The organism is Pseudomonas prosekii (assembly GCF_900105155.1).
Lineage (GTDB): Bacteria > Pseudomonadota > Gammaproteobacteria > Pseudomonadales > Pseudomonadaceae > Aquipseudomonas > Aquipseudomonas prosekii.
Map to the genome: position 1 here is coordinate 2,727,713 of NZ_LT629762.1, position 13,131 is coordinate 2,740,843.

Consider the following 13,131-nt stretch of genomic DNA (forward strand, 5'->3'; position numbering starts at 1 on the left):
GTCGCTGATAGCTGCGGTGAACGTCGATTGTAATTAAGATGGCCGCATGTTTCTTCCAGCCAAGGTGCCAACCGTGAGCGTGAACAACCCTCTTTTGCAGTCCTACGACCTGCCGCCGTTCTCGGCAATTCGTGCCGAACACGTGCAACCGGCCATTGAACAGATCCTGGCTGACAACCGCGCCGCCATTATCGAGATCCTCAAAACCCAGGGCAAACAACCGACCTGGGCCGGCCTGGTGCTGGCGATGGACGAACTCAATGACCGCCTCGGCGCAGCCTGGAGCCCGGTCAGCCACCTGAATGCCGTGTGCAACAGCGCCGAATTGCGCGAAGCCTTCGAATCCTGCTTGCCAGCCCTGAGCGCCTACTCCACCGAGATGGGCCAGAACCGCGAATTGTTCCAGGCCTTCGAAGCGCTGGCCAACAGCCCCGAAGCCGCCGGTTTCGATGTGGCGCAGAAAACTATCCTCGAACACGCCCTGCGCGACTTCCGTCTGTCGGGTATCGACTTGCCGGAAGCCGAGCAAAAGCGCTACGCCGAAGTGCAAAGCAAGCTGTCGGAACTGGGCAGCCGCTTCTCCAACCAACTGCTCGACGCCACGCAAGCCTGGACCAAACACGTTACCGACGAAGCCACCCTCGCCGGCCTGACCGATTCGGCCAAGGCGCAAATGGCCGCCGCCGCGCAGGCCAAAGGCCTAGAAGGCTTCCTGATCACCCTGGAATTCCCCAGCTATTACGCGGTGATGACCTACGCCCACGACCGCGCCCTGCGCGAAGAAGTCTACGCCGCCTACTGCACCCGCGCGTCGGACCAAGGCCCGAATGCCGGCCAGAACGATAACGGCCCGGTGATGGAAGAAATCCTCGACCTGCGTCAGGAATTGGCCAGGTTGCTCGGTTTCGCCAGTTTCTCGGAACTGAGTCTTGCCACCAAAATGGCCGAATCCAGCGACCAGGTCCTGAGCTTCCTGCGTGACCTGGCCAAGCGCAGCAAGCCGTTCGCTGCGCAGGATCTGCAACAACTCAAGGCTTACGCCGCCGAACAGGGCTGCCCGGACCTGCAAAGTTGGGACAGCGGTTTCTACGGTGAAAAACTTCGCGAACAACGTTACAGCGTTGCCCAGGAAGCCCTTCGCGCGTACTTCCCGATCGACAAAGTGCTCGGCGGCTTGTTTGCCATCGTCCAGCGCCTGTACGGCATCGAAATCGCCGAGCAAAAAGGCTTCGACACTTGGCACCCGGACGTGCGCCTGTTCGAAATCAAGGAAAACGGCCAGCACGTCGGCCGCTTCTTCTTCGACCTCTATGCGCGCGCCAACAAGCGCGGCGGCGCCTGGATGGACGGCGCTCGCGACCGTCGTCGCACGGTTGACGGCGTGTTGCAGAGCCCGGTGGCCAATCTGGTGTGCAACTTCACCCCGGCCGACAGCGGCAAACCTGCGCTGCTGACCCACGATGAAGTGACCACGCTGTTCCACGAATTCGGTCACGGTTTGCATCACCTGCTGACCCGCGTCGAGCACGCTGGCGTGTCCGGCATCAACGGCGTGGCGTGGGACGCGGTCGAGCTGCCAAGCCAGTTCATGGAAAACTGGTGCTGGGAGCCGGAAGGACTGGCGCTGATCTCCGGTCACTACGAAACCGGCGAACCGCTGCCGCAAGACTTGTTGGGCAAAATGCTCGCGGCGAAGAACTTCCAGTCCGGCCTGATGATGGTCCGCCAACTGGAATTCTCGCTGTTCGACTTCGAATTGCACGCCACCCACGGCGACGGCCGCAGTGTGCTGCAAGTGCTCGAAGGCGTGCGCGACGAAGTCTCGGTGATGCGTCCGCCGGCCTACAACCGCTTCCCGAACAGCTTTGCGCACATCTTCGCCGGCGGTTATGCGGCGGGTTATTACAGCTACAAGTGGGCGGAAGTGCTGTCCGCCGATGCCTTCTCGAAGTTTGAAGAGGACGGCGTGCTCAATGCTGAAACCGGGCGCGCTTTCCGTGAGGCGATCCTGGCGCGCGGCGGTTCGCAGGCGCCGATGGTGCTGTTCGTCGACTTCCGTGGCCGTGCGCCATCAATTGACGCACTCTTGCGTCACAGCGGCCTGAGTGAGGACGCGGCAGCATGAGTGACGGGCCTGTGATCACCAAGAAACGCTTTATCGCCGGGGCGGTCTGCCCGGCGTGCAGCGAGCCGGACAAATTGATGATGTGGAACGAAGACGAGGTCCCGCATCGCGAATGCGTGGCTTGCGGTTATTCCGACACGCTCAATGAGCAAGGCCTGTCGGTGCCCAAGGAATTGGGCACGCGGGTCAACGTTTCGGCGCTGAAAGTGCCGGACGCCAAGGTTCAGGCAGTGCAATTCTTCCCGAACCCGAAGCTCAAGAAAAAGCCCGACGAGCAGCACTGAGTCATCCCCCACCTTGCACACCGGAACGGGTGCAAGGTGGTATCTGTTTACCACCTCTGCCCTGCGCTTCCTTTTTAAGCTGAGCCGATTGAATCGCTCATCAAGGAAGATGCCATGCCTGATATCAATCCGTTATTGCAGCGCTGGGACCTGCCGCCCTGGTCGTCCATTCGCGCTGAACATCTGATCCCCGCCGTCGAACAAATCATTGCTGACAACCGTCAGGTCATCGCCGACGTGATCGCCACGCAATCGGCCGTCCCGACCTGGGACGATCTGGTGCTGGCCGTGGCTGAAACCGATGCGCGGCTGGATGAAGTGATGGCCATCATCGCCACCCTCGACACCGTGCAGCACGAAGGCGATGCATGGCGTCGGGCGAGCGCCGTGTGTGCCGAGGCGCAGAACCGTTACCTGGCGGATAAATCGAGCAATCTGGCGTTGTACCGCGCGTATCAAACGCTGGCGCAAAGCGCTATTGCGGTGAATTTCGACGCACCGCGCAAAGCGGTGCTGGAAAAAATCCTCCGCGGGTTTCGCTTGTCGGGCATCGAGTTGTCCGCTGAACAGCAGGGCAACCTGGCGAAGCTGAATCACGACATCGGCCTGCTGCAAAGTCTGTTTCTGAACAACCTCGACAACGCCAACGCGGCGTGGAGCAAGCGCATCGCTGACGCCGAACACCTCAAAGGATTGAACCAGGCCGCTCAGGATCGCCTCGCCGAGAATGCGCGGCAGGCCGGCCACTCAGGTTGGCTGTTGCCGCTGGACCGCGCCACGTGTCATCAAGTGCTGACCTACGCCGAGAACCGCGCCCTGCGCGAAGAGTATTTCGCGGCGTATTTCACCCGCGCCTCCGATCAAGGCCCGCACGCCGGGCAGTTCGACAACGAACCGGTGCTGGCCCTGTTGCTGGCTCAGCGGCATCGCAAAGCGCTGCTGCTCGGCTATGAAAACTTCGCGCAATTGAGTCTGGCCAACCGCATGGCCGATTCGACCGAACGCGTCAGCGCTTTTCTGCGCCAGCAAGTGGCGCTGGAAATGCCGCATTTCGAAGCCGATGCACGGGCGATAGCGACCCTTGCCGCCGAGTTCGGATTGGCCGATGTGCAGGCCTGGGATCACTTATTTCTTGCCGAGAAACTGCGCCAACGCAATCTCGGAACCGCGCTGAAAAACCTGCGCAGCTATTTTCCGTTCGACGGCACCCTGCGCCGACTGTGCCTGTTCAGCGAACGCATGTTCGGCATTCAAATCGTCGAGCAAAACCTGTTCGAGCGCTGGCACGACGAGGTTCGATTGTTTGAGGTCAGTGAGCACGGGCAAGTGATCGGGCACATTTATCTTGATCCCTATCACCGCCAGCCCGCGCCGGATTTTGCCTGGACCGCCACCCCGCGCAATCGTCGAATCGACGCCGAAGGTCGACAGACGTTGCCGATCGCCATTCTTCACGCCAACTTCGCCGCGGTCGCCGAAGGTCAACCGCGCTTGCTGAATCATCTGGACCTGCGGGTGTTGTTCCACGAATTTGGGCATTGCCTGCACCAAGTGCTGACCCGTTCGACGCACTACAACCTGTCAGGAGTGAGCGAACTCGGGCGCGATACGGCGGAGTTTGCCGGGCAATTCTTTGAGCTGTGGTGCCAGTCCCCGGCGTTTCTGCTGTGGCTGGCGGCCCACCATCAAACCGGTGAGCGCCTGAGCGAAGCTCGGGTCAACGCGGCGATGAGCGCCATTCAGAAGCACAGCAGTTGGGACACCGCGTACTTGTTGCTGAGCGCTTCTTTCGATTTCGAGTTGCACTGTTGCCAGGGCGACGGGCGCAGCGCGCAGCAGGTTTTCGCCGACGTGCAGCGCCGCTTGCCGCACTTGAAAATGCCGGTCTACGCACGCTTCGCCAACGGTTTCGACTACTTGGCCACCGGGTATGAAGCGTCGGTTTACGCCTATAAATGGTCGGGCGTGTTGGCCAGCGAAGCGTTCAAACGTTTCGACAGAGACTGGGTGTTCAATGCGCAAACCGGCCGGGCGTTTCGCGAGGCGGTTTTTGGCCCGGGGGATGCGCGTTCCTTGATGGTTTCGCTGGAGGAATTCCTCGGGCGAGCGCTGGGTGATGATCTGTTTCCGACCGGCGTCACTTCGCCGGTTGCGTGACGGACTCGAGATTGGCCGACTGGAACCAGTTCTTCATCGAACACACGGCAAACGCACTGGTGCTGCATTCACCGTTGGCCAGCGCGGTGCGCAGTCGGTCGGTATCGGCCTGCATCATGTAACGAACGCTGTCCTTGAAATGGCTGCTGTCGCCGAAACCGCCGGTGGTCATTTCATTCAACGCGTCTTCCTTGCTCCAACCCTGCAGCACCACGCGGTACATCGCGGCGATCAGGCCGGTGCGATCAGAGCCGTGCTTGCAGTGCATCAACACCGGCCCCTTGGCCTCGGCGGTTTGAATGGCGCGCAGGGCGGCGATGATCTGCGCGTCATCGACGTGGCTGGTGCGGTAAGGCAATTGCACCTTTTCGATGCCCGGCGCCGACAACCAGCGCGCATCCGTTTCCGGCAGGAAATTGATCACGGTTTTGACCTGGAGCCTGTCCAGCAGCGGCACCACGCCGCTGTCGGGCAAAGCGCTGCGGTAGAGATTCGGCGACATTTGAAAGAGGTTGTATTGGCGGTCCACCGACTGCGCCCATTGCGCCGGCCTGGTGGACGCGATGTCGTCGGCCAGCGCCAGTGGAACCATGAACAACGCGACCAATGACAGGCAAATCGAAGAAAAGATTTTGGACATGCTGAGCGACCGTGCGGGAAGTCAGCCAAGCGTGCCGCCGGGGCGGTCAACGGCTTGTGAGCCGGTCGTCAAAGAATCGTGAATCCGCCCGCAGGACTACTGCTTTCGTCGTAAAAGCCGATTTATTTGGGCTGAATCGATTTTTGCGGATGCTTAGCCTGCTACCATTTGTTACCAAAGTTTGCCGATGCGCGGTTTTTTCACCGATTGCCCGCCCCCATGCATCGCTGCCAAAACGAAAAGTCGTTCGATGAAACGGCTCACAAACCGTCAATGCCTGATGAGGTGCACCCCATGTCTGATCAAGATCGAGACAACCCCCGGCGTGAGTTTTTGCGCAAATCCCTGACCTTGATCCCGGTGGTCACCGTGGCCAGCACCGCGCTGGGCAGCACTGTCCTGCGCGCCGCCCCAGAGCCGGCACCCGCGGCGCCCGCCCCGGCAAAAACCCCGGTCAGCAGCAGCGTGTATGAACCCAACTACTTCACCGCCGAAGAATGGACGTTCATCAACGCCGCCGTCGCGCAATTGATCCCGAGCGATGCCCAAGGGCCGGGCGCGCTCGAGGCCGGCGTTCCGGAATACATCGACCGCCAGATGAACACCCCGTACGCCGCCGGCGCCTTGTGGTTCATGCAAGGCCCGTTCAACGCCGACGCCCCTGCGGAAATGGGCTGGCAGAGCAAATTGGTGCCCAAAGAGATCTATCGCCTGGGCATCGCCGCCACTGATGCCTGGTCGAAAACGCTCAACGGCAAAACATTTGCTGAGCAAGACAGCGCTACCCGAGACGATTTGCTCAAGCAACTCGAAGCCGGCAAACCTCAGTTCGACACTGTCCCAGCGAAGATTTTCTTCAATCTGCTGCTGCAAAACACCAAGGAAGGGTTCTTCTGCGACCCGATCCACGGCGGCAATAAAGGCATGGTCGGCTGGACCATGATCGGTTTCCCCGGCGCCCGCGCCGATTTCATGGATTGGGTGGAACGCAACGAGCAATACCCCTTCCCGGCAGTGTCGATTCGCGGCGAGAGGGCTTGAGCATGGCAACGGTAATGAAGAAGGTTGATGCGGTCATCGTCGGTTTCGGCTGGACGGGCGCGATCATGGCCAAAGAGCTGACAGAAGCGGGCCTCAACGTGCTGGCGCTGGAGCGCGGGCCGATGCAGGACACTTACCCCGACGGCAACTATCCGCAGGTGATTGACGAACTGACCTACAGCGTGCGGAAAAAACTCTTTCAGGACATCTCCAAAGAGACCGTGACCATCCGTCACAGCGTCAATGACATCGCCCTGCCGAATCGCCAACTCGGCGCGTTCCTGCCCGGCAATGGTGTCGGCGGCGCGGGCCTGCACTGGTCCGGCGTGCATTTTCGGGTTGATCCGATCGAATTGCGGATGCGCAGCCATTACGAAGAACGCTACGGCAAAAACTTCATCCCCAAAGACATGACCATTCAGGACTTCGGCGTCAGCTATGAAGAGCTGGAACCGTTTTTCGATTACGCCGAAAAAGTCTTCGGCACTTCCGGTCAGGCGTGGACGGTAAACGGTCAACTGGTCGGCGAAGGCAAGGGCGGCAACCCTTACGCGCCGGATCGCTCGAACCCGTTTCCACTGGAATCGCAGAAGAACACGGTTTCCGCACAGCTGTTTCAGAAAGCCGCTACAGCCGTCGGTTACAGACCCTACAACCTGCCGTCAGCCAATACTTCAGGCCCGTACACCAATCCCTACGGCGCACAAATGGGCCCGTGCAACTTCTGCGGTTTTTGCAGCGGTTACGTTTGCTACATGTATTCCAAGGCTTCGCCGAACGTGAACATTCTGCCGGCGCTCAAGCCTCTGCCGAATTTCGAATTGCGGCCCAACTCCCATGTGCTGCGGGTCAACCTCGACAGCACTAAAAGCAAAGCCACTGGCGTGACGTATATCGACGGTCAGGGCCGCGAGATCGAGCAGCCGGCCGACCTGGTGATCCTCGGCGCGTTCCAGTTTCATAACGTGCGATTGATGTTGCTCTCGGGCATCGGCAAGCCTTACGACCCGATCAGCGGCGAAGGCGTGGTCGGCAAAAACTTCGCCTACCAGAACATGGCCACGATCAAGGCGTTCTTCGACAAAGACACCCACACCAACAACTTCATCGGTGCCGGCGGCAATGGCGTGGCGATTGATGATTTCAATGCCGACAACTTCGACCACGGGCCGCACGGTTTCGTCGGTGGCTCGCCGATGTGGGTCAACCAGGCCGGCAGCCGGCCGATTGCCGGGACCTCGAACCCGCCCGGCACACCGGCGTGGGGCAGTGCGTGGAAACGCGCGACCGCCGATTACTACACCCACCAGGTGTCGATGGACGCCCACGGCGCGCATCAGTCTTATCGCGGCAACTACCTCGATCTCGACCCGGTTTACCGCGATGCCTACGGCTTGCCGCTGCTGCGCATGACGTTCGACTGGCAGGAAAACGACATCAAGATGAACCGCTTCATGGTCGAGAAAATGGGCAAGATCGCCGAAGCGATGGGCCCCAAAGCCATCGCCGTGATTGGCAAAAAGGTCGGCGATCACTTCAACACCGCTTCCTATCAGACCACCCACCTCAACGGTGGCGCGATCATGGGCACCGACCCGAAAACCAGCGCGCTGAACCGTTATTTGCAAAGCTGGGACGTGCACAACGTCTTCGTGCCTGGCGCGTCTGCTTTCCCACAAGGCCTGGGCTACAACCCTACAGGCCTGGTCGCCGCGCTGACGTATTGGTCGGCCCGGGCGATCCGCGAGCAATACCTTAAAAACCCCGGCCCGCTGGTTCAGGCTTAAGGAGCGATGACCATGAAAGCACTCGTTATCGCGACGTTGGTCCTGCTCGGCAGCAGTTCAATCAGCGCGGCAGAAGTTGATCAGCATCTGATCAAACAAGGCGAATACTTGGCCCGGGCCGGCGACTGTGTCGCTTGTCACACCGCCAAAAACGGCAAGCCGTTCGCCGGTGGCCTGCCGATGGAAACGCCGATCGGCACCATCTATTCCACCAACATCACCCCGGACAAAACCGGCCTCGGTGACTACAGCTTCGAAGACTTCGATAAAGCCGTGCGCCACGGCGTCGCGAAAAATGGCAGCACGTTGTACCCGGCGATGCCGTATCCGTCCTACGCCAGTGTCACTCAGGCTGACATGCAAGCCCTGTACGCCTACTTCATGCACGGCGTAGCGCCGGTCGCGCAGGAAAACCGCGCCAGCGACATTCCGTGGCCATTGAGCATGCGTTGGCCGCTGATGGGTTGGCGCTGGATGTTTGCCCCGGACGTGGCGGATTACCAGGCAAAACCGGGCGAAGATGCGGTGGTCAGTCGTGGGGCTTATCTGGTCGAAGGCCTCGGACATTGCGGCGCGTGCCATACGCCGCGTGCCTTGACCATGCAGGAAAAATCGCTGAATGCCGGCGAAGGCAGTAGTTTTCTGTCAGGCAGTGCGCCGCTCGAAGGCTGGATCGCGAAAAGCCTGCGTGGCGACCACAAGGACGGTCTCGGCAGTTGGAGCGAAGCGCAATTGGTGCAATTCCTCAAGACCGGGCGCAGCGACCGCAGCGCAGTCTTCGGCGGGATGAGCGATGTGGTCACCCACAGCATGCAATACATGACCGACAACGACCTGACGGCGATTGCGCGCTACCTCAAATCGTTACCGGCCAACGACCCCAACGACCAGCCGCACCAGTACGACAAACAAGTAGCGCAAGCGCTGTGGAACGGTGACGACAGCAAACTTGGCGCAGCGGTCTACATCGATAACTGCGCGGCGTGCCACCGCACCGATGGCCACGGCTATACCCGCGTGTTCCCGGCGCTGGCGGGCAACCCGGTACTGCAAACGGACGACCCGACCTCGCTGATTCACATCGTGCTCAAGGGCGGCACGCTGCCCGCCACGCACACCGCGCCCTCGACCTTCACCATGCCGGGTTTTGCCTGGCGTCTGTCGGATCAGGAAGTCGCGGACGTGGTCAGTTTCATCCGTGGCAGCTGGGGCAACACCGGCGCGCCGGTCAAGGCCAGCGACGTTGCCGAATTGCGTGGCGACGATATGAAAACCACCTCGGGTGACGATTTGGGCCAGGTTACCGAAAAGAACTGATCGCCCAGCGGCACTAGCCAGATGAGCAACGCCTCGCTACTGTACATAAAACCAGTATCGAGGCGTTTTCATGTCCACCCCTCTCCCGCCACGCGGCCGTGGCACCGCTGCCAATCCGCACAACCGCTTTGCGCCGAACCGCTCGGTGGCGGAGGACGATGGCTGGTATCAGGAAGTGCCGGTCACCCAGGGCACGGAAGTGCGGATCGAGACGGCGAAAACCATCATCACCCGCAACAATTCACCCGACCTGCCGTTCGACCGCTCGATCAATCCCTATCGCGGCTGCGAGCATGGCTGCATTTATTGTTATGCGCGGCCCAGCCACGCGTATTGGGACATGTCGCCGGGGCTGGATTTCGAGACCAAACTGATCGCCAAGACCAACGCCGCAGACATGCTCGAAGAGCAACTGTCGAAACGCGGCTATCAATGTGCGCCGATCAACCTTGGCTCCAACACCGACCCGTACCAGCCGATCGAGCGCGAGCACAAAATCACCCGGCAAACCCTCGAAGTGCTGCTGCGCTATCGGCACCCGGTGACCATCATTACCAAGGGTTCGCTGATTCTGCGTGACCTCGACTTGCTCACCGAGCTGGCCGAGCAGCGGCTGGTGGCGGTGATGATCAGCCTGACCACGCTGGACGACGAACTCAAACGCATCCTCGAACCCCGCGCCGCGGCGCCGAAAGCACGGCTGCGGGCGATCCGGGTGATGCGCGAGGCAGGTATTCCGGTCGGCGTGTTGTGTTCGCCGATGATCCCGATGATCAATGACAGCGAAATCGAAAGCCTGCTGACCGAGGCCCACGCGGCTGGCGCGCAGAGTGCGGCGTACATGATGTTGCGCTTGCCGCTGGAGGTCGCGCCGCTGTTCGAGGAGTGGCTGGCCGCGCACTATCCGCAGCGTGCCGCGCATGTGCTGAGCCTGATCCGCCAGAGCCGTGGCGGCGAGCTCTACGACAGCCGCTTCGGTGCGCGAATGCGTGGCGAAGGGCCGTTCGCCGACCTGTTGGCGCAACGTTTTGCCAAAGCCATCAAGCGCCTCGGGCTCAATCATCGCGACGGATTTGATCTGGACTGCGATGCCTTCTGTCCGCCGGGTCGCCAAATGTCTTTGATTTAGGGACAATCAGCCCAATATTGGGTAGGCTAAAAATCATTAGGCCACTACGCGGTCACAAATTTTGTGACCTGAAACACACGCTCTAGAGCCTTTGATTCAGTTTGAGTTAAGTTTCGACGGTTACCTTGTTCATCGAGTGACTGACGGGTCGGCTTCCTCGACCTGGACGTTTTTTAAACAGCCACTGGCTTCATATCGGACTTAACGGGAACATTCCCCGGCTCCGTCAGAGAGGATGAATTATGAGTGACAAGGATAAACAGCCGTTGGCTGCGTCGGCTTCTGCACCCCACGCTGATGCGGAATCCGCCGATGCAGCGCTGAAGCATATCGTTGACGGCTTTTTGCACTTTCATCATGAGATTTTCCCGCAGCAGGAAGAGCTCTTCAAAAAACTCGCCACGGCGCAAAACCCGCGGGCGATGTTCATTACCTGCGCTGATTCGCGCATCGTTCCTGAACTGATCACCCAAAGCTCCCCCGGCGATCTGTTCGTGACCCGTAACGTCGGCAACGTTGTGCCACCTTATGGGCAAATGAACGGCGGCGTTTCCACCGCGATCGAATACGCGGTGCTCGCTCTGGGCGTGCAGCACATCATCATCTGCGGACACTCCGACTGCGGCGCCATGCGCGCAGTGCTGAACCCGCAAAGCCTGGAAAAAATGCCCACGGTCAAAGCCTGGCTGCGGCACGCCGAAGTGGCGAAAACCATGGTCCAGGAAAACTGCAATTGCGCTGACGAAGGCGAAAGCATGCACATCCTCACCGAAGAGAATGTGATCGCTCAGCTGCAACATCTACGCACACATCCATCGGTGGCCTCGCGCATGGCCAACGGTCAGCTGTTTATCCATGGCTGGGTGTACAGCATCGAAACCAGCGAAATCAGAGCTTACGACGCCGATCAGGGCTGTTTCCTGCCCCTGGATGGCAGTCATCCGATTCCGGTGGCGACGCCCAAAGCGCGTTTCTAAGTCCTCCTGACAATCCCTGTGTGATTTAGCCGAGGCTGCTGTTCAAGCAGCCTGGCTTTGTCACGCCTGAAGAAAATTGGGGAGAACTCCCATGCGTGCTGCACAAATGAAAGCTGTTCTGCCACGGGAGCTATTGGCTTCCGTGGTGGTGTTTCTGGTGGCCCTGCCGTTGTGCATGGGCATCGCCATCGCGTCGGGATTGCCACCGGCCAAAGGCCTGATTACCGGGATCATCGGTGGTCTGGTGGTCGGCTGGATTGCCGGTTCGCCGCTGCAAGTCAGCGGCCCGGCGGCGGGTCTGGCGGTGTTGGTGTTCGAGTTGGTGCGCCAACACGGGATCGCCATGCTCGGGCCGATCCTGCTGCTCGCAGGGTTTCTGCAACTGGTCGCCGGGCGACTGAAACTCGGCTGCTGGTTTCGCGTCACGGCCCCGGCGGTGGTCTACGGCATGCTCGCCGGGATCGGCGTGTTGATCATCTTGTCGCAAGTGCACGTGATGCTCGACGCAGTGCCCAAACCGTCAGGGCTGGACAATCTCGCGGCGTTCCCGGCGGCGGTCATGCAGGCTTTGCCATCGTTGGGTTGGCAGGCTGGTTTGCTCGGCTTGTCGACGATTGCGGTGATGTGGCTGTGGGAAAAATTCCGCCCGCATTCGCTGCGCTTTATCCCGGGTGCATTGCTCGGCGTTGGTTTGGCGACTGTTGCCAGTTTGATGCTGGCGTTGCAGGTAAAACGCGTGGAAGTCCCGGCCAATCTGGCCGAAGCGATTGATTGGCTGAAACCGGCGGACCTGCTCAACTTGGCCGACCCGACGCTGTTGATCGCGGCATTTGCCGTGGCGTTTATCGCCAGCGCCGAAACCTTGCTGTCCGCCGCCGCCGTGGATCGCATGCACAGCGGCGAACGTTCCGATTTCGACCGCGAATTGTCGGCGCAAGGTGTAGGCAACATGCTCTGTGGTTTGCTCGGCGCATTGCCGATGACCGGCGTGATCGTGCGCAGCTCGGCCAACGTTCAGGCTGGCGCCACCACGCGCATGTCGACGATCTTCCACGGCTTGTGGCTGCTCGGTTTTGTCCTATTGCTGTCCAGTGTGTTGCAAAGCATTCCGGTGGCGAGCCTCGCGGGCGTGCTGGTCTACACCGGTTTCAAACTGGTCGATCTCAAGGCCTTTCGCGGTTTGGGCCGTTACGGGCGGATGCCGATGTTCACCTACGCGGCCACCGCGCTGGCGATCATCTTCACTGACCTGCTGACCGGCGTGCTGATCGGCTTCGGTTTGACCCTGGCGAAACTGGCGTGGAAAGCCTCGCGCCTGAAGATCAGCCTGATCGACCTGCCGCAGGACGGCGAGATGGAGTTGCGTCTGATCGGCGCGGGGACCTTCCTCAAGGTGCCGGCGCTGACCCAAGTGCTGGCGACCATTCCACCGGGCGTGACCGTGCATGTGCCGCTGAATAACCTCAGCTACATCGACCATTCGTGTCTGGAACTGCTTGAAGAGTGGGGTCGGGCGAATGCGGCGAAAGGTTCGAAGTTGGTGATTGAACCGCGCGGCTTGAAACGCCGATTGGAAGGGCGCCTGCGCACCACCACCGGCATCGGCTCCGCCGCATAGCAAAACTGTGGGAGCGAGGCTTGCCCGCGATGAGGCCATGTCAGTTGATGCAGATG

General features: G+C 60.4%; 10 protein-coding genes. 9 read left to right on the plus strand and 1 reads right to left on the minus strand.

Annotation, left to right across the window (positions count from 1 at the left end; translation table 11 throughout):
* Positions 1 to 46: 46 nt before the first annotated feature.
* The 3 genes from prlC (at position 47) to BLU01_RS12320 (ending at position 4,566) form a co-directional block, all read left to right on the plus strand.
* Complete coding sequence (gene prlC, locus BLU01_RS12310) at positions 47 to 2,125, plus strand: oligopeptidase A (RefSeq protein ID WP_167370427.1); 2,079 nt, start codon at positions 47 to 49, stop codon at positions 2,123 to 2,125.
* A complete protein-coding gene (locus tag BLU01_RS12315; protein WP_092275451.1) occupies positions 2,122 to 2,409 on the plus strand; it encodes a YheV family putative zinc ribbon protein in 288 nt (95 codons plus the stop codon). The genes prlC and BLU01_RS12315 overlap by 4 nt, the downstream gene beginning before the upstream one ends.
* 114 nt (positions 2,410 to 2,523) lie before the next feature.
* Positions 2,524 to 4,566, plus strand: coding sequence for a M3 family metallopeptidase (locus BLU01_RS12320; protein WP_092275455.1), 2,043 nt, complete (start codon positions 2,524 to 2,526; stop codon positions 4,564 to 4,566).
* Here BLU01_RS12320 and BLU01_RS12325 read toward each other — a convergent pair.
* Entirely contained in the window at positions 4,547 to 5,206 is a 660-nt protein-coding gene (locus tag BLU01_RS12325; RefSeq protein WP_092275458.1) for a dual specificity protein phosphatase family protein, read from the minus strand. The genes BLU01_RS12320 and BLU01_RS12325 overlap by 20 nt on opposite strands.
* A 294-nt stretch (positions 5,207 to 5,500) precedes the next feature.
* Here BLU01_RS12325 and BLU01_RS12330 point away from each other — a divergent pair, with 294 nt between their 5' ends.
* The 6 genes from BLU01_RS12330 (at position 5,501) to BLU01_RS12355 (ending at position 13,075) form a co-directional block, all read left to right on the plus strand.
* A complete protein-coding gene (locus BLU01_RS12330; protein ID WP_092281588.1) occupies positions 5,501 to 6,247 on the plus strand; it encodes a gluconate 2-dehydrogenase subunit 3 family protein in 747 nt (248 codons plus the stop codon).
* 2 nt (positions 6,248 to 6,249) lie between these two features.
* The gene (locus tag BLU01_RS12335) at positions 6,250 to 8,034 is read left to right on the plus strand and encodes a GMC family oxidoreductase (protein ID WP_092275461.1); all 1,785 of its coding nucleotides are present in this window, start codon (positions 6,250 to 6,252) and stop codon (positions 8,032 to 8,034) included.
* A gap of 12 nt (positions 8,035 to 8,046) precedes the next feature.
* Positions 8,047 to 9,351 carry a c-type cytochrome gene (locus BLU01_RS12340; RefSeq protein WP_092275464.1) on the plus strand — a complete coding sequence of 435 codons (1,305 nt, stop codon included), beginning with the start codon at positions 8,047 to 8,049 and terminating at the stop codon, positions 9,349 to 9,351.
* Between the two features lie 70 nt (positions 9,352 to 9,421).
* Positions 9,422 to 10,480, plus strand: a complete 1,059-nt coding sequence (locus BLU01_RS12345) for a PA0069 family radical SAM protein (RefSeq protein WP_092275467.1) — start codon at positions 9,422 to 9,424, stop codon at positions 10,478 to 10,480.
* A gap of 242 nt (positions 10,481 to 10,722) precedes the next feature.
* Positions 10,723 to 11,457, plus strand: a complete 735-nt coding sequence (locus tag BLU01_RS12350; protein WP_092275470.1) for a carbonic anhydrase — start codon at positions 10,723 to 10,725, stop codon at positions 11,455 to 11,457.
* 91 nt (positions 11,458 to 11,548) lie between these two features.
* Positions 11,549 to 13,075 carry a SulP family inorganic anion transporter gene (locus tag BLU01_RS12355; protein WP_092275473.1) on the plus strand — a complete coding sequence of 509 codons (1,527 nt, stop codon included), beginning with the start codon at positions 11,549 to 11,551 and terminating at the stop codon, positions 13,073 to 13,075.
* The last annotated feature ends 56 nt before the right edge of the window (positions 13,076 to 13,131 follow it).

Coding starts and splice junctions, on each gene's coding strand:
- prlC (WP_167370427.1), top strand. CDS start 47: ATGTTTCTTCCAGCCAAGGTGCCAACCGTGAGCGTGAACAACCCTCTT.
- BLU01_RS12315 (WP_092275451.1), top strand. CDS start 2,122: ATGAGTGACGGGCCTGTGATCACCAAGAAACGCTTTATCGCCGGGGCG.
- BLU01_RS12320 (WP_092275455.1), top strand. CDS start 2,524: ATGCCTGATATCAATCCGTTATTGCAGCGCTGGGACCTGCCGCCCTGG.
- BLU01_RS12325 (WP_092275458.1), bottom strand. CDS start 5,206: ATGTCCAAAATCTTTTCTTCGATTTGCCTGTCATTGGTCGCGTTGTTC.
- BLU01_RS12330 (WP_092281588.1), top strand. CDS start 5,501: ATGTCTGATCAAGATCGAGACAACCCCCGGCGTGAGTTTTTGCGCAAA.
- BLU01_RS12335 (WP_092275461.1), top strand. CDS start 6,250: ATGGCAACGGTAATGAAGAAGGTTGATGCGGTCATCGTCGGTTTCGGC.
- BLU01_RS12340 (WP_092275464.1), top strand. CDS start 8,047: ATGAAAGCACTCGTTATCGCGACGTTGGTCCTGCTCGGCAGCAGTTCA.
- BLU01_RS12345 (WP_092275467.1), top strand. CDS start 9,422: ATGTCCACCCCTCTCCCGCCACGCGGCCGTGGCACCGCTGCCAATCCG.
- BLU01_RS12350 (WP_092275470.1), top strand. CDS start 10,723: ATGAGTGACAAGGATAAACAGCCGTTGGCTGCGTCGGCTTCTGCACCC.
- BLU01_RS12355 (WP_092275473.1), top strand. CDS start 11,549: ATGCGTGCTGCACAAATGAAAGCTGTTCTGCCACGGGAGCTATTGGCT.